The sequence below is a fragment of the uncultured Allobosea sp. genome, assembly GCF_945957345.1.
Taxonomy (GTDB): Bacteria; Pseudomonadota; Alphaproteobacteria; order Rhizobiales; family Beijerinckiaceae; genus Allobosea.
In genome coordinates, this window is record NZ_CAMFKW010000015.1 from 26,502 (window position 1) to 46,166 (window position 19,665).

General features: G+C 66.5%; 20 protein-coding genes. 11 read left to right on the top strand and 9 right to left on the bottom strand.

Annotation, left to right across the window (positions count from 1 at the left end):
* Window positions 1–62: 62 nt before the first annotated feature.
* From Q0Q36_RS09720 to Q0Q36_RS09730, 3 genes are all read right to left on the bottom strand, one after another.
* Window positions 63–461, bottom strand: coding sequence for a DUF1801 domain-containing protein (locus Q0Q36_RS09720; RefSeq protein WP_293797728.1), 399 nt, complete (start codon window positions 459–461; stop codon window positions 63–65).
* 26 nt (window positions 462–487) lie between these two features.
* Window positions 488–1,579, bottom strand: coding sequence for an ATP-dependent RecD-like DNA helicase (locus Q0Q36_RS09725; protein ID WP_265055732.1), 1,092 nt, complete (start codon window positions 1,577–1,579; stop codon window positions 488–490).
* A gap of 82 nt (window positions 1,580–1,661) precedes the next feature.
* Window positions 1,662–3,338, bottom strand: a complete 1,677-nt coding sequence (locus tag Q0Q36_RS09730) for a methyl-accepting chemotaxis protein (protein WP_293797732.1) — start codon at window positions 3,336–3,338, stop codon at window positions 1,662–1,664.
* A gap of 183 nt (window positions 3,339–3,521) precedes the next feature.
* On the opposite strand from Q0Q36_RS09730, the gene Q0Q36_RS09735 reads away from it, so the two are divergent.
* The gene (locus Q0Q36_RS09735) at window positions 3,522–4,511 is read left to right on the top strand and encodes an alpha/beta hydrolase (protein WP_293797734.1); all 990 of its coding nucleotides are present in this window, start codon (window positions 3,522–3,524) and stop codon (window positions 4,509–4,511) included.
* A 14-nt stretch (window positions 4,512–4,525) separates the two neighbouring features.
* Here Q0Q36_RS09735 and Q0Q36_RS09740 read toward each other — a convergent pair whose 3' ends face one another.
* Window positions 4,526–5,110 (bottom strand): GNAT family N-acetyltransferase, encoded by a 585-nt coding sequence (locus Q0Q36_RS09740; protein WP_293797737.1) that lies wholly within the window; start codon window positions 5,108–5,110, stop codon window positions 4,526–4,528.
* Window positions 5,111–5,199: 89 nt separating this feature from the next.
* Here Q0Q36_RS09740 and Q0Q36_RS09745 point away from each other — a divergent pair, with 89 nt between their 5' ends.
* Window positions 5,200–5,817 (top strand): LysE family translocator, encoded by a 618-nt coding sequence (locus Q0Q36_RS09745; RefSeq protein ID WP_265055737.1) that lies wholly within the window; start codon window positions 5,200–5,202, stop codon window positions 5,815–5,817.
* A 12-nt stretch (window positions 5,818–5,829) separates the two neighbouring features.
* Here the strand turns inward: Q0Q36_RS09745 and Q0Q36_RS09750 are convergent, their stop codons facing one another.
* Complete coding sequence (locus Q0Q36_RS09750) at window positions 5,830–6,525, bottom strand: SDR family oxidoreductase (RefSeq protein ID WP_293797740.1); 696 nt, start codon at window positions 6,523–6,525, stop codon at window positions 5,830–5,832.
* A 95-nt stretch (window positions 6,526–6,620) separates the two neighbouring features.
* On the opposite strand from Q0Q36_RS09750, the gene Q0Q36_RS09755 reads away from it, so the two are divergent.
* Window positions 6,621–7,412, top strand: a complete 792-nt coding sequence (locus Q0Q36_RS09755) for a class I SAM-dependent methyltransferase (protein ID WP_293797742.1) — start codon at window positions 6,621–6,623, stop codon at window positions 7,410–7,412.
* Between the two features lie 27 nt (window positions 7,413–7,439).
* Here the strand turns inward: Q0Q36_RS09755 and Q0Q36_RS09760 are convergent, their stop codons facing one another.
* The gene (locus Q0Q36_RS09760; RefSeq protein WP_293797744.1) at window positions 7,440–11,039 is read right to left on the bottom strand and encodes a hydantoinase B/oxoprolinase family protein; all 3,600 of its coding nucleotides are present in this window, start codon (window positions 11,037–11,039) and stop codon (window positions 7,440–7,442) included.
* Between the two features lie 222 nt (window positions 11,040–11,261).
* Between Q0Q36_RS09760 and Q0Q36_RS09765 the strand changes: the two genes are divergently transcribed.
* The 4 genes from Q0Q36_RS09765 (at window position 11,262) to Q0Q36_RS09780 (ending at window position 14,838) form a co-directional block, all read left to right on the top strand.
* Window positions 11,262–11,810, top strand: coding sequence for a TRAP transporter small permease (locus Q0Q36_RS09765; RefSeq protein ID WP_293797746.1), 549 nt, complete (start codon window positions 11,262–11,264; stop codon window positions 11,808–11,810).
* 2 nt (window positions 11,811–11,812) lie between these two features.
* The gene (locus tag Q0Q36_RS09770) at window positions 11,813–13,117 is read left to right on the top strand and encodes a TRAP transporter large permease subunit (RefSeq protein WP_293797748.1); all 1,305 of its coding nucleotides are present in this window, start codon (window positions 11,813–11,815) and stop codon (window positions 13,115–13,117) included.
* A 40-nt stretch (window positions 13,118–13,157) separates the two neighbouring features.
* Window positions 13,158–14,147 (top strand): TRAP transporter substrate-binding protein, encoded by a 990-nt coding sequence (locus Q0Q36_RS09775; RefSeq protein WP_293797750.1) that lies wholly within the window; start codon window positions 13,158–13,160, stop codon window positions 14,145–14,147.
* A 166-nt stretch (window positions 14,148–14,313) separates the two neighbouring features.
* The gene (locus Q0Q36_RS09780; RefSeq protein ID WP_265055744.1) at window positions 14,314–14,838 is read left to right on the top strand and encodes a winged helix DNA-binding protein; all 525 of its coding nucleotides are present in this window, start codon (window positions 14,314–14,316) and stop codon (window positions 14,836–14,838) included.
* Between the two features lie 13 nt (window positions 14,839–14,851).
* On the opposite strand, the gene Q0Q36_RS09785 is transcribed toward Q0Q36_RS09780, so the two are convergent.
* Both Q0Q36_RS09785 and Q0Q36_RS09790 read right to left on the bottom strand, forming a co-directional pair.
* Window positions 14,852–15,406, bottom strand: a complete 555-nt coding sequence (locus Q0Q36_RS09785) for an SRPBCC family protein (RefSeq protein ID WP_293797752.1) — start codon at window positions 15,404–15,406, stop codon at window positions 14,852–14,854.
* Window positions 15,403–15,726, bottom strand: coding sequence for a metalloregulator ArsR/SmtB family transcription factor (locus Q0Q36_RS09790; protein WP_293797753.1), 324 nt, complete (start codon window positions 15,724–15,726; stop codon window positions 15,403–15,405). Before Q0Q36_RS09790 ends, Q0Q36_RS09785 begins: the two co-directional genes overlap by 4 nt.
* Window positions 15,727–15,862: 136 nt before the next feature.
* On the opposite strand from Q0Q36_RS09790, the gene Q0Q36_RS09795 reads away from it, so the two are divergent.
* Window positions 15,863–16,765: a DMT family transporter gene (locus tag Q0Q36_RS09795; protein WP_293797754.1), complete on the top strand. Its 903-nt coding sequence runs from the start codon at window positions 15,863–15,865 to the stop codon at window positions 16,763–16,765.
* A 10-nt stretch (window positions 16,766–16,775) separates the two neighbouring features.
* Here the strand turns inward: Q0Q36_RS09795 and Q0Q36_RS09800 are convergent, their stop codons facing one another.
* The gene (locus tag Q0Q36_RS09800) at window positions 16,776–17,411 is read right to left on the bottom strand and encodes a pyridoxamine 5'-phosphate oxidase family protein (protein WP_293797756.1); all 636 of its coding nucleotides are present in this window, start codon (window positions 17,409–17,411) and stop codon (window positions 16,776–16,778) included.
* Window positions 17,412–17,593: 182 nt separating this feature from the next.
* On the opposite strand from Q0Q36_RS09800, the gene Q0Q36_RS09805 reads away from it, so the two are divergent.
* The 3 genes from Q0Q36_RS09805 (at window position 17,594) to Q0Q36_RS09815 (ending at window position 19,646) form a co-directional block, all read left to right on the top strand.
* Window positions 17,594–18,052: a hypothetical protein gene (locus Q0Q36_RS09805; protein WP_293797758.1), complete on the top strand. Its 459-nt coding sequence runs from the start codon at window positions 17,594–17,596 to the stop codon at window positions 18,050–18,052.
* A 13-nt stretch (window positions 18,053–18,065) separates the two neighbouring features.
* Complete coding sequence (locus Q0Q36_RS09810) at window positions 18,066–18,731, top strand: ribonuclease T2 (protein ID WP_293797760.1); 666 nt, start codon at window positions 18,066–18,068, stop codon at window positions 18,729–18,731.
* Between the two features lie 63 nt (window positions 18,732–18,794).
* On the top strand, window positions 18,795–19,646 hold the full coding sequence (locus Q0Q36_RS09815; protein ID WP_293797762.1) for a 23S rRNA (adenine(2030)-N(6))-methyltransferase RlmJ: 852 nt from the start codon (window positions 18,795–18,797) through the stop codon (window positions 19,644–19,646).
* Window positions 19,647–19,665: the final 19 nt, after the last annotated feature.

A 19,665-nucleotide genomic window follows, 5' to 3' on the forward strand; every position in this document is an offset into this window, starting at 1 on the left:
CCGACTATGGCAAAAAACCGTTGGGTTTCATGACAAATCGGCAATGTGGCAGGCGGGGCGTCTCAGCGCGGCTTCGAGCGCGCGGTATTGAGGGTGACCGCTTCGCGGATCAGGGCCTTGAAGGCGTCGGCGTCGATCGCCTCGCCCTCGCGGACATCGATCGCGCGGCGGGCATAGCCCTCCAGGCTCGAGTTGAACAGGCCAGCGGGATCGGCAAGCGAAGCGCCCTTCATGAAGGTCAGCTTGACCACACTCTTGTAGGTCTCGCCGGTGCAGATGATCCCGCCATGGGACCAGACCGGCACGCCGCGCCACTTCACCTCCTCGATGACGTCGGAGTCGGCCTGATGGATCAAGGCACGCATACGCGCCAGCATCGCGCCCCGCCAGTCGGTCAGCGCCGCGATCTTCTCGTCGATCAGCCGGGAAGCAGCTTGGTCTTGAGCCTCGTCCTTCGCCATGGCGACGTCCTTCCCTGCCGGAGTGCCTAGACCACGACCGTAACCGTCTCGGCAGCGCGCGTCAGGCCGGTATAGAGCCAGCGGGCGCGGTGCTCCCGGAAGGCGAAGCTCTCGTCGAAGAGCACGACATCATCCCATTGCGAACCCTGCGACTTATGCACGGTCAGCGCATAGCCGAAGGTGAATTCGTCCGTGTGCTTGCGCAGCTCCCACGGCACCTCGTCCTCGGTGCCGTCGAAGAAATTCGGCATCACCGAGACCTTCACCGCCTTGCCGCCGACATCGTCCTCGGGCGTGACGCGCATGGTGACGAGCCCCTTCTTCGAGGTCTTGATCTCCTGCACGATCCAGGAACCGCCATTGAGCAGCCCCTTGCTCTTGTCGTTGCGCAGGCAGACCAGCTTCTCTCCGGCGACGGGGCTGTTATCGGTGCGGCCCATGAGCTGGCGGATGCGGGCATTGTAGTTGCGCCGCGTCTTGTTCATGCCGACCAGAACCTGATCTGCGCCCATGACGATCTCGGGGTTGATCTCGCCGCGCCGGATCACGCGGCTCGGACCGTATTCGCCGAGTTCGAGCTGCCCACCCTCGCGCACGATCATCGACATCCGCACGATCGGGTTGTCCGCCGCCTGCCGGTGGACCTCAGTCAGCATGACGTCCGGCTCCTGCTCGGTGAAGAAGCCGCCGCCCTTGACCGGGGGCAACTGCGCGGGATCGCCGAGCACCAGCACCGGCGTGCCGAAGGAGAGCAGATCCCGGCCGAGTTCCTCGTCGACCATCGAGCACTCGTCGATGATGATGAGCTTGGCCTTTGCTGCCGCGCTGTCGCGGTTGAGCGCGAAGATCGGGCTCTCCTCCTCGACGCCGCGCGAGCGGTAGATCAGCGAGTGGATGGTCTGCGCGCCATGGCAGCCCTTGTTGCGCAGCACGAGCGCGGCCTTGCCGGTATAGGCGGCGAAGACGACGTCGCCGTCGACGGCTTCCGCGATATGGCGCGCCAGCGTGGTCTTGCCCGTGCCGGCATAGCCGAACATGCGGAAGAGCTGCGGCTCGCCGGATTGCAGCCAGCGCGCCACGGCAGTCAAAGCCATATCCTGCTGGGGCGACCAGCTCATCGCGCGACCATCGTCGAAAAGGGCATGCCGCAGATGGGGCCGAGTCGGGCCGCGAGGCAAGCCCGGCGATGCCCGAAACCGCTCAGGCAGCACGCAGCCTTTGGACGAAGGCGGTAGCTTCCGCCTGCAGGGCGTTGATCCGCTGATCGAGTTCCCTTGCGCTTGCCGCCCCGGTATCGGCCTGGCCGACGGTCTGGAGATTGGCCGCCGCAATCTCGCCCATCGCCAACGCAGCGGTGCCGGTCACGTCGGAGATGCGGGCTACGGTCTCGCCGAGCGAGCCCAGCAACTCGACATGCGAACCGACCATGGTCGCGATCTCGGTTCCTGTCTGCTCGACCGCCGCGACGCTGGCGCCGATCGCCGAAACGGCTTCCGCCGCATGGGACAAGGCCTCTTCAGCCTGCGCGATCCGGCTGACGATCCGGCCGGCGGCCTCCGAAGCCTGGTTGGCAAGCGTTTTCACCTCGGCAGCAACCACCGCGAAGCCGCGGCCATGGCTTCCGGCGCGCGCGGCCTCGATCGTGGCGTTCAGCGCCAGCAGGTTGGTCTGGCGCGCCACGGCTTCGATGATCCCCACGACATCGCGAATCTGGGCGGCATTTTCGGTCAGACGCGTCACCAGCGCATGGGTTCCCGCGGCCTCGCGGGTCGCCTCGGTCGCCATTTCCGATACGCGCCGGACTTCCATATTGATCTGGCCGACGACATGGTCGAGCCTCAGCGCGGCCTCACTGGTATGGCGCGCGTCGATCCCTGCGCCGTCCACGGAGGCAGCCGCCGTCTCGGTGCTCCGCGAAATCTGGTGAACACGCACTGCCGCGTCCTGCAATGCCATGCGCAGCACCTCGCTGGCCTGACCGATCTCGCCGAGCAGGACTCCAAGCCGCGCCTCGAACTCGTCGGCGATGCCCGCCAGCTCGGCATTGCGGAGCTGTTCCAGGCGCCGCGCATCATCGGCCTCGCTCTCGCGCGTCACCAGCGTCGCCCTGACTTCGCTGAACTGGCGCACGACACGGGCAAGCTGGCCGATCTCGTCGGCGCGGTCACGATGCGGCACGGCGATGACACGATCGGATTCTGCGGCCTGCCGGATCGCTTCCATCAGGTTGCACAGGGGTCGGGTCAACTGGCTGCGCAGCATCAGCAGGGCCAGGAGTCCGCCGCCGAGCGGCAGGAGGATGGCCAAAAGGATCGTCCGGAAGCGAACAGCCTCGGCTCGTTCAGCGGCACGCATGGAAGCCTCTCCTGCCCGCTTGGCGAGCTCGTCGCGCAGGGCAGCCGTCGTCGCGACGATCTCGTCGACATTGGCGCGTGCCTCGGCTGCGCCCGCCTCCAGCAAGGCGGCCTTGGCCGAGACGCGCTGGCCGATATCGACGATGCCGCGCTGGAAAGCGATGAAGGTCCTGATCCTGGCGTCTAGTGTCGGATTGGCCTCGCGCAGGCTGGCCGGCAGTGCGGAGAGCAGATGCGCCCGCGCCGCGTCGACCTGTTCGATCGCCGCATCGAGCCGGCCGAGCATCGCCGCGATCTCCTCCGGGGAGCTGTCCGCCTCGACCCGGCTGAGCAGCGCGGCAGCAGCGATCCGGCTCGACAGCAACGAGGCGCTGCCGGCGAGGCGGATATCCGAGAAGGCGGCGGCATCGATGCGCCGCGCCTCATCGAAGCCGCGCAGGGCGCTGGCGAGGCCCAGCGCCCCGGCGAGACCCAGCAGCGCGAAGAAAATCATGATCTTCGCCGTCAGTCCCAGTCGCCGCATCGTCGCCTCAGTCCCGTAACCCCCGCCCGTTTCGCAGATGCGAGCGAACACGAGGTTAACGCGAGGCATCATGACGCAGAGATATCAATAACTTAGCCGGATATCGAACCATACGTCGTGCAACCCTGAGAACGCCCCTCCGCCGCGATTGCTAGGGATCGACGGGCAGCCTAGCTTCGCGTCATGAGACGACGCGCCCGACGAATCTTCCTGCTCTGCCTCGGCCTCGCCTTCCTGGGCTACGCCGCTTTCGTGCTGTCGCCCTGGCCTTCGGCGTTGCTGACCCGTCTCGCCTTCGGCTACGGCGCCTCGAAGACCACCGCAGCGCTCGTTTCCCACGTCCCCGCCGGCATCCGGGAGCGGCGCGACATCGCTTACGGCAGCGCCGAGGACGAAAAGCTCGATATCTATCTCCCGCCAGACGGAGCCCAGACAGGCCGCCCGACCGTCGTCTGGATCCATGGCGGTGCCTTCGTCGCGGGAGACCGCGCGGATGTCGCGCCTTATCTCAAGATCCTGGCTGGACGCGGCTTCGCCACCGTCGCAATCGGCTATACCCGCGCACCGACCGCCCGCTATCCCGGCCCCGTGCTGCAGACCAACGCGGCTCTGGGCTTCCTGCAGCGCGAAGGACAACGCCTCGGGATCGATCCGTCGCGGATCGTGCTGGCAGGCGACTCGGCGGGCGCGCATATCGCGTCGCAGCTCGCAGCCGGCCTGACTGGAAAGGACTACGCGGAGCTGCTGGGCTTGAAACCGGCTGTCGGGCCGGAGAACCTGCGCGGCACGATCTTGTTCTGCGGCGCCTTCGATCCCACGGCTTTCGAGCTGACCGGTCCGTTCGGCGGCTTCGTCCGCTCGGTGCTCCTCGCCTATTTCGGCACCTCGAACCCGTTCGACAGCGAACGCATCACCGAGGCCGCCGTGCCGCGCTATGTCACGGAGGCCTTCCCGACGAGCTTCATCTCGGTCGGCAATGGCGACCCGCTGGCGCCGCAATCGGTGGTGATGGCGCAGGCCCTGCGCGATCGTGGTGTCAGGACCGACACCCTGTTCTTCCCGCTCGAGACCGAGCCCAAGCTGCCGCATGAATACCAGTTCGATCTCAATCGCCCGGAAGGGAAGCAGGCGCTCGACCGGCTGACGGTCTTCCTGAACGGACTCTCGCGCTGACCGCCCCGCCCTGCCTACAGCACTAGCCTGAGCAATGGCCGACCCGGCTTCTGCCGGGCGACCTCCACGAATCCGGCGCGCAGGAGCGTACTCTCGGCCCCGACATAAAGCCCCTCCGCACTGCGCTTTTCCTCGTTGTCCATGGCAGCGGCTTCGATCAGTCGCGCACCGCTCTCCCGTGCAAAGGCAACGGCCCCCTCGATCAATGCGCCGGTGACGCCCCTCCCACGAAAGCCCCGGCGCACGAAGAAGCAGGACGCAGCCCAGTTGCGGGCATCCTCTGCAGGCGCATCCGGCAGCGGCGTCGAAGCCCGGTGCGGGTTGTTCCATTCGGGAACGTCCACGCGCGGGCCGACCTGCAGCCAACCGACGGCCTTGCCATCGGCATAGGCGAGCACGCCGGGCGGCGGCCCCTTCTTCACCCGGTCCTCGAAAAGCTGCCGGGCGCCATCGCCAAGCAGAGGCTTGCGCAGCCGCTGCGGCATGCGGAAATGGTTGCACCAGCAGCCGTAGCAGGGCCCCTGCGGACCGAAGAGGTCCTCCAGATCGCTCCAGCGCTCAGGCGTGAGGGGCTTTACGTCAAAACCCGGCCGGTTCATCGCCACCTCCCCTTCCGCATCATGCGGAGCATCTGGACAAGGCAACAGGATCGGCAGATCACTACGCGACACCGCCGGAGCTCAGCGCCATGTCGCTCGAAACCTATGCCGCCTATCTCCTCGCCTGCATCGTCATCATCATCGTTCCCGGGCCGACGGTCACGCTGATCGTCGCCAACAGCCTGAAGCACGGTACCCGCGCCGGCCTCCTCAACGTGGCAGGAACCCAGCTCGGCCTCGGTATCATGGTCCTCGTCGCCGGCATCGGGCTGAGCTCGGTCATCGCAGCGCTCGGCCACTGGTTCGAGTGGGTACGGCTGGCCGGCGCGGCCTATCTCATCTGGCTGGGCTGGAAGATGTTCCGCTCGGCCGGCGCCGATCTCGACGGCTCGGCCCCGGCGAAGCCGCCGCGCGGCGGCTTCTTCCTGCAGGGCGTGCTGGTCGCCCTCAGCAACCCGAAGACGCTGCTGTTCTTCGGCGCCTTCTTCCCGCAATTCCTCGATCCGGCGCGCGACCATGCCACCCAGATCGCGATCATGGGGGCGACCGCGCTCGCCTTCGCGGCGCTCAGCGACGGCGCCTATGCCCTGCTCTCCGGCAAGGCCGGCCATTTGCTGTCGCGCAGCCGCGTGCGGCTGCTGTCGAAGCTCAGCGGCGGCTTCCTGGTCGGCGGCGGCCTCTGGCTCGCCTCGACGCGGGCGAGCTGAGGCCGTCTGCCCTCACCAGGCGATAGCCGCGCCGGTATAGTCGCGGAAGCTGTTGGTTTGCGCCATCCCGGAGGCGTCGATGGTGCGGATCAGCCCGCCCGCGCTCTGCGCCGGTGTGATGTCGGCGCCGCTGCCGCCCATGTCGGTCTGAACCCAGCCCGGATGGAACAGCATCACGCTGACATTGCGGTCGCGCACGGCATTGCCGAACACGACCATCGCCATGTTCACCGCCGATTTCGACGAGCGGTAGATCAGCGCGTTGCCGGGATTGGCGCTGATCGACCCCATCCGGCTCGTGATCGTCGCGATCTTGCGGGCCTGCCCGGCCTCGATATTCGGCAGGAAGGCCTGCGCCACCCGGATCGGCGCGTAGACATTCACCTCGAAGACCTCGCGCCAGGCGTCGAAATCGACATCGAGCCCGGTCTGCCGGTCGCGCGGACCATAAAGCCCGGCATTGTTCAGGAGCACGTCGATCGGCTGCCCGGCGAGGGCCTCCTTGGCCGCCGCGACGCTGGCATCGGAGGTGACGTCAAGCTCCAGCGGGATCAACGCCGCCGGATGCTCGGCCGCAAGCTCGGCAAGCGCTCCGCCCAAGGGATTGCGCGCTGCCGCGATCACACGATCGCCCCGGCGCAGCAACTCGATGGTGACGGCAAGCCCGATGCCGCGATTGGCGCCAGTGATCATCCAGGTCTGGGGCATGAGACTTCTCCGTGAGAGGGACTGGAGGTAGGGCGTTGCGGCCCTTATTTCCAGATCGTTCGTCCTATCTTGAATAGTTGGAGAAGGCCGTCGTCATGACCGAACAGCAGATCCGATTCAATGATGGCGCCGCCTATGAAGAGATGATGGGCAAGTGGAGCCGGCTTGCCGGGGATGTCTTCCTCGACTGGCTCGCTGCGCCCGCAGGCCTGCGCTGGGCCGATATCGGCTGCGGCAACGGCGCTTCGACGCAATTGCTCTTCGATCGCTGCGCACCGGCGGCCCTGAGCGGCATCGATCCGTCGCCGGGGCAGCTCGACTATGCCCGCAAACGCCCTGTCGCGGGCCTGGCGGAATTCACGTTGGGCGATGCCATGGAGCTGCCTTATCCGGACCGGAGCTTCGACGCGGCGATCATGGCCCTGGTCATCTTCTTCGTGCCCGACCCGGCCAAGGGCGTGGCGGAGATGGTCCGGATCACACGGCCGGGCGGGCTCATCGCCGCCTATGCCTGGGACATGCCGGGCGGCGGCTTTCCGCTCGATCCCGTCCTGACCGAACTCAAGGCTCTCGGGATGACCCCGCCGCGCCCGCCGAGCGCGGATGTCTCGCGGCTAGAAAGCCTGGTCGCGCTCTGGACGCAGGCCGGGTTGCGCGATGTCGAAACGCACGAGATCAGCGTGCGCCGCCATTTCGCCGATTTCGACGCGTTCTGGCATGCCTGCACGCTCGGCGCGACGGTGGCACCGGCCGTTGCAGCCCTATCTCCGGAGAACCTCGCCCAGCTCAAGGACAAGGTCCGCGCGCGCATCGCCATCGCGGACGATGGCAGCGCGTCCTATGTCGCGCGCGCCAACGCCGTGAAAGGCCGGGTGCCCGCGGGCTGAGGTCACGCAGTCCCCAGCCCTCGGGTTTCAGCCCTTCACCTTGCCGTATCCGCCGGCCGTCGGGGTGATCACCGTCACCGCCTCGCCGGCTTGAAGCAGGGTCTGGTCGGAGGGCTTCAGCTCCTCGACCGCGCCGGAGAGCCTGCGTACCAGCGTCTTGCCGAGCTCGCCCGCCTCGCCGCCATCGACGCCGAAAGGCCGGACCCGGCGATGCGAGGCGAGGATCGCGCAATCCATCGTCTCGCGGAAGCGGATGGTGCGCGAGGTGCCGTCGCCGGCCGACCATTCGCCCTTGCCGCCCGAGCCCTTGCGGATGTGGAAATCCTCCAGAACGACCGGGAAGCGCGTCTCCAGAATCTCCGGGTCGGTCAGGCGCGAATTGGTCATGTGGACATGCACGCCCGACGTGCCGTTGAAGCCGGGGCCGGCCGGCGAGCCCGAGCAGATCGTCTCGTAATACTGATACTGGTCGTTGCCGAAGGTCAGGTTGTTCATCGTGCCTTGCGAGCACGACATCGCCTTGAGCGCGCCGAACAGCGTGTTGGTCACGGCCTGCGACACCTCGACATTGCCCGCGACGACCGCAGCCGGATAGCGCGGCGCCAGCATCGAGCCCTCCGGCACGATGATCCTAATCGGGCGCAGGCAGCCCGCATTCATCGGGATCGCGTCGTCGACCATCACGCGGAAGACATAGAGCACGGCGGCGCGGGTGACGGGCGCGGGCGCGTTGAAATTGTCCGGCCGCTGCTCGGAGGTGCCGGTGAAATCGACCGTCGCCTCGCGCTTCGCGCGATCAATGGTGATCTTCACCTTGATCGCGCAGCCCTGGTCCATCGGATAGGTGAACTCGGAATCGTGCAGCTTGGTGAGCAACCGCGCTACGCTCTCGGCCGCGTTGTCCTGGACATGACCCATATAGGCCTGCACGACATCGAGGCCGAAGGAGCCGATCATCTTCTTCAGCTCCGCCAGACCCTTCTCGTTGGCGGCGATCTGCGCCTTCAGGTCGTTGACGTTCTGCACGACGTTGCGGACGGGATAGCGCGCGCCGGTCAGGAGCTTGACCAGCTCCTCCTCGCAGAAGCGGCCCTGATCGACGATCTTGAAATTGTCGATATAGACGCCCTCTTCCTCAATATTGGTCGCCAGCGGCGACATCGAGCCCGGCGCGGTGCCGCCGACATCGGCATGATGGCCGCGGCTCGCCACCCAGAACAGGATGCCTTTCTCCTCGGGGTCGAAGACCGGGGTGCAGACAGTGATATCCGGCAGATGCGTGCCGCCGTTATAGGGCGCGTTCAGGCAGTAGACGTCGCCCGGCCTGATCACCGGATTGTTGGCGATCACCGTCTCGACCGAGCGATCCATCGAGCCCAGATGCACCGGCATATGCGGGGCATTGGCGACGAGCGCGCCGGTCTGGTCGAACACCGCGCAGGAGAAGTCGAGCCGCTCCTTGATGTTCACGGAATAGGCGGTGTTCTGCAGCGTCACGCCCATCTGCTCGGCGATCGACATGAACAGGTTGTTGAAGATCTCGAGCATCACCGGATCGGCCTTGGTGCCGATCGCTGCCTGCTGGACCAGCGCCTTCACACGGACGAGGACGAGATGGTCCTTGGCCGTGAGCTGCGCGCTCCAGCCTTCCTCGACGACGACGGTCTGGTTCGGCTCGATGATGATGGCGGGACCGGCGACGTTGTGCCCGGGCTTCATCGCCTCGCGGCGGACGATCGCCGCATCATGCCACTGTCCCTTCGCGAAGAAGCGCGTGCGTTCGGCAGCAATAGGCTCGCCCGCCTGCTCGGCCGCGGCGGCCTCCTCGAATTTCGCGCCGCCACCGACCGCCTCGACCTCGACCGCCTCGACGACCAGCGCCTTGGTCTCGTCCATGAAGCCGAAGCGCGCCTTATGCGCGGTCTGGAAGGCCGTCTGCATCTCGGAGCGCGTGCCTGCCGGCACAGCGATCGCGGTATCGGTACCGGCATAGCGGATATGGGCGCGTGTATGGATCGCGATATCGCCCTCGGCGACGCCCTGCCCCGCGACTTCCGCTTTCGTGTCGGCGGCGAGCTTCGCCGCCACCGCCTCGATCGCCGCCTTTGCCTCGCCGTCAAGCGCAACGTCCAGCGCCGCGGTGCGGGTCGAGCGGATTTCGGCGAGTCCCATGCCGTAGGCCGAGAGCAGGCCCGAGAACGGGTGCAGCAATACGGTCTTGATGCCGAGCGCATCCGCCACGAGGCAGGCATGCTGCCCACCGGCGCCGCCGAAGGAATTCAGCGCATAGCGGGTGATGTCGTAGCCGCGCTGCACCGAGATCTTCTTGATCGCCTCGGCCATGTTGGCGACGGCGATCTGGATGAAGCCATCAGCGACCTCCTCAGGCGTGCGCCCGTCGCCGACCTCGGCCGCTAGCACCGCGAACTTGTTGCGGACGATGCCGACATCGAGCGGCTCATCCTGCTTCGGTCCGAAGATCGCAGGGAAATAGGACGGGATCAGCTTGCCGACCATGACATTGGCGTCGGTCACCGCGAGCGGCCCGCCGCGACGATAGGCGGCCGGGCCCGGATTGGCGCCGGCCGAATCCGGGCCGACGCGGAAGCGCGCCCCGTCATAGTGAAGGATCGAGCCGCCGCCGGCCGCGACCGTATGGATCAGCATCATCGGCGCACGCATGCGCACGCCGGCGACCTCGGTCTCGAAGGCGCGCTCATACTCGCCGTCGAAATGCGCGACGTCGGTCGAGGTACCGCCCATGTCGAAGCCGATCACCTTGTCGAACCCGGCCGAGCGGCCGGTCTCGGCGAGGCCGACCACGCCTCCGGCCGGACCGGAGAGGATCGCGTCCTTGCCCTGGAACAATTCGGCGGCGGTGAGCCCGCCCGACGACATCATGAACATCAGGCGCGCGCCGGTGCGGGCGACGTCGAGCTCCTCGGAGACCTGCTGCACATAGCGGCCGAGAATAGGCGAGAGATAGGCATCGACCACGGCGGTATCGCCACGCCCGACCAGCTTCACCAGAGGCGAGACCTCATGACTGACCGAAACCTGCGGGAAGCCGATATCGCGCGCGATCCGGGCCGCGATCTGCTCATGCGCCGTGTAACGATAGCCATGCATGAAGACGATCGCGACGGCTCGGAAGCCCGCATCGTACTGCGCCTGCAGGGCGCTGCGGATCGCTACCTCGTCGGGCGCACGCTCGACCGTGCCGTCGGCCAGCACGCGCTCCTCGATCTCCTCGACCGCTTCGTACAACGCCTCGGGCAAGATGATCTGCTTGGCGAAGATGTCGGGCCGGGCCTGGTAGCCGATGCGCAGCGCATCACGGAAACCCTTGGTCGTCACCAGCAGCGTGCGATCGCCCTTGCGCTCCAGCAGTGCGTTGGTCGCGACCGTCGTGCCCATGCGCACCTCGCCGATGGTCCCGGTCGGGATCGGCTCGCCTGCCCTCAGCCCGAGATGCTCGCGGATGCCCTGCACCGCCGCATCGCGATAGGCGCCGGGATTTTCGGAGAGCATCTTCCTGGCATGGAGATTGCCAGCCGGATCACGCCCGATCACGTCGGTGAAGGTGCCGCCGCGATCGATCCAGAAATCCCAATGGGCTGCCAACATCAGACGCTCTCCCCTTCGTCAAGCCAGCCGTGATCTATGCTGACGTTTTATCGATAAATCGTCGATGAGTTATTGACAAGGCGATTCCGCCGGCTACGATCCCAATTGTGGCTGGAACATGGCTGAGGGGCCAGGCCGGCAGAAAGCGGAGGATGCGACGATGCGGGCAATCCTGGCAACCGGGCGCGCAGGCGCCTCCGTCCGATGGGAGCACCGCGCCCCATGATCCGCCGTTCGCTCGATGCGCTCTATCTGCTCGCGGGCTATCTCGCCGGCTTTTTCCTCGTCGCGATCTTCGTCCTGATGATGCTCCTGTCCGTGGGGCGCGAGATCAATCTGAACGTGCCCTCGGGAGACGATTTCGCCGGCTGGTCGCTCGTCGCGATGGCCTTCCTCGGCCTCGCCCATACCTTCAAGCGCGGCGAGATGATCCGGGTCGGCCTGCTGCTGGAGCGCCTGCACGGCCGGACACGCCGCATCGCCGAGCTGGTTTCGCTGACGATCGCGGCCGCCTTCCTCGCCTATTTCACCTGGCAGGCCAGCCGCCTCGCCTATGATTCCTGGCGCTTCTTCGACATGTCGACCGGCGTCATCTCGGTGCCGCTCTGGATCCCGCAGCTCGGCATGGTCGCCGGCCTCGCAATCCTCCTGATCGCGGTCGCTGAGGAATGGGTCATCGTCGCGCGCGGCGGCAAGCCGACTTACGAGCCTGAGCCGCCGACGACGACGGAAGAACTGATCGAGCGCGTCGCGCAGGGCGGAGGCGTCTGACCATGAGCCTCCCCATTCTTTCGATCGTCCTGCTCGGTTTCCTCGTCCTGATCCTCGCCAGCGGCGTCTGGATCGCGGTGGGCCTCGGCCTCGTCGGCCTGCTCGCCATGATGCTGGTCACCGACATCCCGATCGGCCAGGTCCTGGCAACCACCGTCTGGAGTGCCTCCGCGTCCTGGACGCTGGCCGCGCTCCCACTCTTCATCTGGATGGGCGAAATCCTGTTCCGGACGCGGCTTTCGGCGCAAATGTTCCAGGGCCTCTCGCCCTGGCTGCAATGGCTGCCCGGTCGCCTCGTCCACACCAATATCGTCGGCTGCGGCATCTTCGCCGCCGTCTCCGGCTCCTCGGCCGCCACTTGCGCCACCATTGGCAAGATCGCGCTGCCGGAGCTCAAGAAGCGCGGCTATGACGAGGGCATCAGCATCGGCACACTCGCCGGCTCCGGCACGCTCGGCCTGCTGATTCCGCCGTCCATCCCGATGGTGGTCTATGCCGTCACCGCCAATGTCTCTGTGCTGCAGGTCTTCCTCGGCGGCTTCCTGCCCGGTGCTCTCGTGATGGCGCTCTACATGGGCTACGTCATCGTCTGGTCCTGGCTGAACCCGGGCAAGATTCCGCCGCGCGATCCGCCGATGTCCTTCATGGCCAAGGTGCGCCAGTCGGCCAATCTTGCGCCCTGCCTGCTGCTGATCGCGGCCGTCTTCCTCTCGCTCGTGCTCGGCTTCGCGACGGCGACCGAATGCGCAGCCTGGGGCGTCACCGGCGCGCTGGTGCTGGCCTGGTGGAGCGGCACGCTGACCTGGCAGACCTTCTATGAAAGCGTGATGAGCGCGACGCGCCTGACCTGCATGATCATGCTGATCCTGGCGGGTGCGGCCTTCTGCACCGCGGCAATGGCCTATACCGGCATCCCGGCGGCACTGGCCGATTGGGTCAAGGGCCAGTCGCTATCGCCGCATATGCTCGTGCTGGCGCTGACCTGCATGTACATCATCCTGGGCTGCCTCATCGACGGCATCTCGATGATCGTGCTGACTGCCGTCATCGTCCTCCCGATGGTCAAGGAAGCCGGCTTCGACCTCGTCTGGTTCGGCGTCTACCTCGTCATCCACGTCGAGATGGCGCAGATCACCCCGCCGGTCGGCTTCAACCTGTTCGTGCTGCAGAACATGAGCGGCAAGGACACGATGACGATTGCGAAGGCAGCGTTTCCGTTCTTCATTCTGCTGAACGTGGCCGTCATCATCATCACGACCTTCCCGCAGATCGTGCTTTACCTGCCGAAGCTCGCCTTCCCGGACTGATCTTCGGCCCAATCACCACAAGCAACAGAGAGGGAATGACATGATCAACCGCAGACATCTTGCCGCTGCCGCCTTCGCTTTTGGCGTCAGCGCGCTCTCCTTCTCCATGCCGGCGGCAGCCCAGACCAAGTGGAACCTGCCTAACGCCTATCCCACGGACAATCCGCATACGGAGAATCTCGCCCTCTTCGCCAAAGACGTCGAGGCCGCGACCTCGGGCAAGCTCCTCATCACGGTCCACGCCAACGCCGCGCTGTTCAAGGCGCCCGAGATCAAACGCGCCGTCGCCTCCGGCCAGGCCCAGATGGGCGAGATTCTGATGTCGATCCACGAGAACGAGGATCCGATCTTCGGCGTCGACGTGGTGCCGTTCCTGGCGACCTCCTTTGCCGACTCGCGCAAGCTCTACACGGCCTCCAAGGCGGCGATCGAGAAGAAGCTCGACGCCCAGGGCATCAAGCTCCTCTTCATGGTCCCCTGGGCGCCGCAAGGCGTCTACGCCAAGAAGGACATCAACACGGTCGAGGACATGAAGGGGCTGAAATGGCGCTCCTACAATGTCGGCACCGCCCGCCTCGGCGAATTGCTCGGCATGCAGTCGGTCACGATCCAGGCGGCGGAGCTGCCGCAGGCGCTGGCGACCGGCGTGGTCAATTCCTTCATGTCGTCGGGCGGCACGGGCTATGATTCCAAGGTCTGGGAATCCCTCGACCATTTCTATGACGTGCAGGCCTGGATCCCGAAGGATGCGACCTTCGTGAACAAGGCCGCCTTCAACGCCCTCGACAAGGCGACGCAGGACGCGATCCTCAAGGCCGCAGCGACGGCCGAAGAGCGCGGCTGGAAGATGTGGCAGGACAAGGCCGGCTGGTATCTCGACCAGCTCAAGGCCAAGGGCATGAAGGTGCAGCCCCCGTCACCCGAGCTCTCCGCCGGCTTCAAGAAGGCGGGCGAGCAGCTCACCGCCGACTGGCTGAAGAAGGCCGGCGCCGAGGGCCAGGCCATCGTCGACGCCTACAAGAAGATGTGAAGCGGGCACTCCGCCACGCTTCGCATCAAGAATGCAGTCATCCCGGGCGACCGGAGGGAGGCCCGGGATCCATACCGAAGCGGTTCAGGCATGGATCCCGGCTCGGCGCCACCGAAGCGGTTTGTCCGGGATGACGTGTTGCTTCTATTCAGGATGATTGAGCGCGATGACCTCTCCCGCCCCTGACAATCTCGGCCCGATCGTCTCCTCCGGCCATCTCGCCGCCGGGGCTCTTCCCGCGCTCTCGGAGTTCGAGTTCGCGCTTAGCATGACGGTCCATGCCTTTCACCGCTGGATCGTGCGCGGAATGGCGGCCGCCGGCATGCCCGATCTCTCGCCGCTCGACGTGCTCGTGCTGCACAACGTCAATCACCGCGGCAAGGCCAAGCGGCTCGCCGATATCTGCCTCGTCCTCAATATCGAGGACACGCATCTGGTGAACTATTCGCTGAAGAAGCTCGAGCGGCTGAAGCTGCTCAAGGGCGGCCGCAAGGGCAAGGAGAAGACCGTCGAGGTCACGCCGGCCGGCGAGGAAGCCTGCCGGCGCTATGCCCAGATCCGCGAGCAGCTTCTGGTCAAATCGGTCCGCGCCACCGGCGCCGACCCGGCGCGGCTCTCCGAGATCGCCGCCGCGATGCGCTCGCTCTCCGGCCAGTACGACCAGGCGGCACGTGCGGCGGCGAGCCTCTGATCGGCCTCGCCCGTCAGCCCTTGCCCGGCTCGGGCAGGTCCGCATAACGCGCAGCGTATTCCGCATCGAGCGCCTTGAACCGCGACCAGAATCCGCGCGGCTTGCTGCCGGCGAGCTGATCCTCCAGCAGGTCCAGGTGCATGTGCCAGCCGCCGGAGACGCTGGTCATCTCCGCCTTGCTGGTGAGCTTGCGATGCGTCAGCACCAGCAAGACCTTCTCGCCCTTCGGCACCAGCTCGAACTCGACCTCGGATTCCGGCTCACCGTCACCGCCCCAGGTGAAGGCGATGATCCGCGGCGGCTCGCAGCGCGTGATCGTTCCGGTCGAGCGCACGCCGTTTTCATGCACCTCGCGATAGGCTTCCGGCGGCGTCTCGTCGGTGATCTCGGAATGCTTGAACAGCATTTCCGTCCGGCCGCCGACTCTCAGGTCGAAGACGCCGGACGCCAGCCAGCGTCCGCGCTTCTCCGACTCGGTGAGATAGGACCAGACCCGCTCGATGGGCCCCGGCAGCAGGCGCTCGAAGCGCACCGCGCCGCTTTCCAGCACGACTCCATAGGCGTTCATCGGTTGTCTCCCTCGCCCGTTTCGGGCTTTGCGAGTTCCTGTTCGAGGACATCGAGATGGCGGCTCCAGAAGCGCCTGACCTTGATGATCCAGGCATCGAAAGCCTCGAGCCCCGCCGGATCGAGCCTGTAGATCCGCTGCTGGCCGCGAGCCTCGACGCTCACCAGCCCGGCCTGCCTGAGCACCTTCAGATGCTGCGAGATCGCCGGCGCGCTGGCACTGAAGTGGGCGCCGATCTCCCCGGCCGAGAGGGCCCGCTCCCCCAGCATCTCCATGATGCTGCGGCGTGTCGGGTCGGCAAGGGCGGCAAAACGATCCATGGCCAATGATTTCGATTATACTTAATTAAGTCAACACTTAATATCAGGAGATCATGCAGGCATGCGGCGAGGCGGATTGCCACGCGCGCTGGACTCGGCCAGTTGAAGCGCGCCTTTGGGACCCCTTTCGCCTGACATGACCACCCGCAACGCCTCTGTCACCGGCATCGCCATGATGCTGATCGGCATCCTGCTGTTTTCGCTGAACGACGTGATGGGCAAATGGCTGGTCGCGACGTACACGGTCGGCCAGCTCCTGCTGATCCGCAGCCTGGCGGCGCTGGTCGTGATCCTGCCTTTCGTCTTCAAGCAAGGCGTGCAGCGGACATTGCGGCCGGAGAAGCCCGGGCTGCAGGCCTTGCGCGTTCTGTTCAGCTCGGGCGAGGTCGCGCTGTTCTATCTCGCCGTGACCTACTTGCCGCTCGCCGACGCGATGACGATCTGGCTCGCGGCTCCCGTCTGGGTCGTGATCCTCGCCGCGCTGCTGCTCGGCGAGCGCATCGACAGCCGGCGCTGGCTCGCCATCGCGCTGGGCTTCGCTGGCGTCGCGGTCTCGCTCAATCCGAGCGGCGCCAGCTTCTCGATGCCCGCGCTGATCGCGCTGCTCGGCAGCTTCCTGTTCGCCGCGATGATGATCGCGGGCCGCCGGCTGCGCGGCACGCCGGATGTCACGTTGGTCGCCTGGCAGACGTTCGGCGCCCTGTTGATGGGCCTCGCGCTCCTGCCCTTCGGCTGGGTGACGCCGAGCCTGAAGGACACCGCCCTCCTCGCCTTGCTCGGCATCGTCGCGATGGGCGCCCATATCTGCGTCACCCGCTCGCTCAAGCTGGCGGAGGCCTCCGTGGTCGTGCCCTATCAGTACACGCTGATCGTCTGGGCGCTGGTCTTCGGCTGGTTCGTCTTCGGCGACTGGCCGACGCCGGCCATGCTCTGCGGCGCGGCCCTGATCGTTGCGGCGGGGCTCGTCCTGCTCATTCTCGAACGCCGGGCTTCATCGGCGCCGGCGGTGCTCGAAGCGACAGGCGCCGGCGCACCCTGACGATCCCGCCTCAGTAAAGGCGCAGGCGGTAGGCTTCCTCGAGATTGCGATCAGCCTCGTCGCCGTCGACTGCCTTGGTCTGGTCGGCGATGATGCGGCCGAGCGTCGGAAAGGAGTGGCGCGGCACCTGTGTCGCAGGGTCCCACAGCTTCGAGCGGATCAGCGCCTTGCCGCAATGGAAATAGGCTTCCTCGACCGCGACGATGAGGCCGGTTACCGGCGCACGCTCCTGCATGACGGAAGGAGCCAGCAGGGCGGCATCGCGCGTCGCATGCGCTTTGCCGTTGACGCGCAGAGTCTCGGGGATGCCCGGCACCATGAAGACGAGCCCGACACCCGGCGACGATAGGATATTGCCGAAGGAATCGACCCGGTTGTTGCCGCGCCTGTCGGGGATCAGCAGGGTCGTGTCATCGAGCACGCGCACGAAGCCCGGCCCGTCGCCACGCGGGCTCGCATCGGCATTGCCTTGCGCATCGCAGCTCGCGAGCACGAGGAAGGGCGAGAGCGCGATGAAGTCCCGGCAGAACTGGTCGAGCCGGCGCAGCACCTTGCCGGTCGCCAAGGGCGAGACCGGGCCGATATGCCCGCGCAGCGCGTCCGCATCCTCGATACGCGCCGCCGGATCGTCGAAGCAGTCCGTCATATCGTTTCCCCGTTTTTCTCCGCTCAATCTGTCCGATTGCCGTCCTTGGCGCCAGCGCGGGCGGCTCGTGCCTGCCAGCCTTTCCCCGCATGGCGCCCTCCGGCCTTCTGCGGCCTTGACCGGTGACCGGCGCATCGCCATCGTGCGCCTTAGTTTCGCCCTCCCGTACGAGGCCTGATTCGATGCGCCGCGCCCTGCTGCGAACCGCCCTTGTCTCCTTCGCCTGCTTCACGGCCTTTGCCGCCGGCGCGGCGAATGGCCGTTTCGTCAACCCCGCCGACCGGGCCGAGAACCGGACCTTCCCGATGAGCGGTGACCTTCCAGGCTGCGACGATCCGGCTGTGCTCGGCAAAGTCACAAGCCACTTCAACTCGCGCGAGGACACCTATTGGGGTCCGCTCCAGGCCTTGTCCTATGATCGCATCGCGCAGATCGGCTATCGCAGCTGGGGCGCGGACTTCATCCCGCGGCGTTTCTGCAGCGGTCGTGTCCTGCTCAACGACGGCAAATTCCGCCGGGTCGACTACTCCGTGCGCGAAAGCCTGGGCCTCTTCGGCATGACCTGGAACGTCAACTGGTGCGTAAACGGCCTCGATCGTGAGCGCACCTACGCGCCCGATTGCAAGATGGCACGCCCCTGACGCAGGTCGACCGATGAAGAAGTGGCTGGCGATCGCGGCCCTGACGCTGCTCGGCTTCTCCACAGCCGGGCATGCGCAGGGCTTCGGCCAGCGCAGCAGCGCGCCCGGCGATTTCGACTTCTACGTTCTGGCCCTGTCCTGGTCGCCGGGCTTCTGCGAGCTCGACGGCGACCGTTCGCGCAATCGCGAGCAATGCGGCGAAGGCGCCGGCCTGCGCTTCGTGGTGCATGGCCTCTGGCCGCAGAACGAGCGCGGCTATCCCAGCGATTGCGGCCCCGCCGGCCGCTCGCCCTCGCGCATCGCGCTGGAACAGGCCGAAGGCGTGTTCCCGACCGAGAACCTCGCCCGCTACGAGTGGCGCAAGCATGGCACCTGCACGGGTTCGAGCCCCAGCGACTATTTCCGCGATGTCCGCCGCGCCCGCGACAAGATCGCGATCCCGCCTGCCCTGGCCAAGGCTGATCGCGACCAGACCTGGACCGCGATCGATCTCGAGCGCGCCTTCGCCGCGGCCAATCCAGGCCTGCGTACGGACATGATGTCTGTCACCTGCAAGCGCGGCGTGCTGCAGGAAGTCCGCATCTGCCTCACCAAGGATCTCCGCGATTTCCGGACGTGCCAGCAGATCGACCGTTCCGGCTGCCGCGCGCGCGATTTCACCGTGGTCGCGCCGCGTTGAAAGCCTGAGACGGCCGGACTTTGCCGCTTCCGGTCGGCAGCAGCTTCCTCTACCAACGGCGTCATGAACTATCGCCATGGCTTCCACGCCGGAAATTTCGCCGATGTGCTGAAGCACGTCGTGCTGACGCGCATCCTGCTGCATCTCAACGCCAAACCGGCGGCCTACCGCATCATCGACACCCATGCCGGCAGCGGCCGCTATGACCTCGATTCGGAAGAGGCGCTCAGGACGCATGAATGGAAGGACGGCATCGCGCGCATCGACCGCTCGCCTCTGTCTCCCGCAGTCGAGGCTTTGCTCGTTCCCTATCGTGCCGCTCTGGCGGGCGCCCGCGCGCTCTATGGCGCCGGTGCCTACCCCGGCTCGCCCTGGCTCTGCCGCCATGTAATGCGGCCGGACGACCGGCTGGTCGCTGCCGAGCTCCATCCCCCGACCTACAGGAAGCTCGTCGAATCGATCGGCAAGGACAAGCGCTGCAAGCCGCTCGCCATCGACGGCTGGACGGCATTGCGGGCCAACGTCCCGCCGAAGGAGCGCCGTGGCCTCGTCCTGATCGACCCGCCTTTCGAGGATAAGGACGAGTTCGCCACCCTCGCCGACCAGTTCATCGCGGCGCATCGCAAATGGCCGACCGGGACCTACGCGCTCTGGTATCCGATCAAGGGCAGCAGCGGCGTCGAATCCCTGATGGGCGCGGTGCTCGATGCCGGAATCGGCCGGCTCCTGCGCCTCGAGATCGATGTCGACCGCCCTGAAGCGGCCGGCGGACTCAGCGCCACTGGCCTCCTCGTCGTCAACCCGCCCTGGCGCCTGGCGGAGGAAGCCGAAGCACTGCTGCCAGCCTTGACCGAGCGGCTCGCCCAGGGACCGCGACCGCGCTATCACTGCGAGGCGATCCGCCCCGACGGCTGATCGATCTCTTTTCGCCTCG

What these genes read in the sequence shown, in the direction of transcription:
- Q0Q36_RS09780 (WP_265055744.1), top strand. Translation starts at nt 14,314, where the DNA reads ATGACCTCTCCCGCCCCTGACAATCTCGGCCCGATCGTCTCCTCCGGC.
- Q0Q36_RS09735 (WP_293797734.1), top strand. Translation starts at nt 3,522, where the DNA reads ATGAGACGACGCGCCCGACGAATCTTCCTGCTCTGCCTCGGCCTCGCC.
- Q0Q36_RS09770 (WP_293797748.1), top strand. Translation starts at nt 11,813, where the DNA reads ATGAGCCTCCCCATTCTTTCGATCGTCCTGCTCGGTTTCCTCGTCCTG.
- Q0Q36_RS09795 (WP_293797754.1), top strand. Translation starts at nt 15,863, where the DNA reads ATGACCACCCGCAACGCCTCTGTCACCGGCATCGCCATGATGCTGATC.
- Q0Q36_RS09760 (WP_293797744.1), bottom strand. Translation starts at nt 11,039, where the DNA reads ATGTTGGCAGCCCATTGGGATTTCTGGATCGATCGCGGCGGCACCTTC.
- Q0Q36_RS09790 (WP_293797753.1), bottom strand. Translation starts at nt 15,726, where the DNA reads ATGGATCGTTTTGCCGCCCTTGCCGACCCGACACGCCGCAGCATCATG.
- Q0Q36_RS09815 (WP_293797762.1), top strand. Translation starts at nt 18,795, where the DNA reads ATGAACTATCGCCATGGCTTCCACGCCGGAAATTTCGCCGATGTGCTG.
- Q0Q36_RS09720 (WP_293797728.1), bottom strand. Translation starts at nt 461, where the DNA reads ATGGCGAAGGACGAGGCTCAAGACCAAGCTGCTTCCCGGCTGATCGAC.
- Q0Q36_RS09755 (WP_293797742.1), top strand. Translation starts at nt 6,621, where the DNA reads ATGACCGAACAGCAGATCCGATTCAATGATGGCGCCGCCTATGAAGAG.
- Q0Q36_RS09740 (WP_293797737.1), bottom strand. Translation starts at nt 5,110, where the DNA reads ATGAACCGGCCGGGTTTTGACGTAAAGCCCCTCACGCCTGAGCGCTGG.
- Q0Q36_RS09775 (WP_293797750.1), top strand. Translation starts at nt 13,158, where the DNA reads ATGATCAACCGCAGACATCTTGCCGCTGCCGCCTTCGCTTTTGGCGTC.
- Q0Q36_RS09745 (WP_265055737.1), top strand. Translation starts at nt 5,200, where the DNA reads ATGTCGCTCGAAACCTATGCCGCCTATCTCCTCGCCTGCATCGTCATC.
- Q0Q36_RS09800 (WP_293797756.1), bottom strand. Translation starts at nt 17,411, where the DNA reads ATGACGGACTGCTTCGACGATCCGGCGGCGCGTATCGAGGATGCGGAC.
- Q0Q36_RS09765 (WP_293797746.1), top strand. Translation starts at nt 11,262, where the DNA reads ATGATCCGCCGTTCGCTCGATGCGCTCTATCTGCTCGCGGGCTATCTC.
- Q0Q36_RS09805 (WP_293797758.1), top strand. Translation starts at nt 17,594, where the DNA reads ATGCGCCGCGCCCTGCTGCGAACCGCCCTTGTCTCCTTCGCCTGCTTC.
- Q0Q36_RS09750 (WP_293797740.1), bottom strand. Translation starts at nt 6,525, where the DNA reads ATGCCCCAGACCTGGATGATCACTGGCGCCAATCGCGGCATCGGGCTT.
- Q0Q36_RS09725 (WP_265055732.1), bottom strand. Translation starts at nt 1,579, where the DNA reads ATGAGCTGGTCGCCCCAGCAGGATATGGCTTTGACTGCCGTGGCGCGC.
- Q0Q36_RS09730 (WP_293797732.1), bottom strand. Translation starts at nt 3,338, where the DNA reads ATGCGGCGACTGGGACTGACGGCGAAGATCATGATTTTCTTCGCGCTG.
- Q0Q36_RS09785 (WP_293797752.1), bottom strand. Translation starts at nt 15,406, where the DNA reads ATGAACGCCTATGGAGTCGTGCTGGAAAGCGGCGCGGTGCGCTTCGAG.
- Q0Q36_RS09810 (WP_293797760.1), top strand. Translation starts at nt 18,066, where the DNA reads ATGAAGAAGTGGCTGGCGATCGCGGCCCTGACGCTGCTCGGCTTCTCC.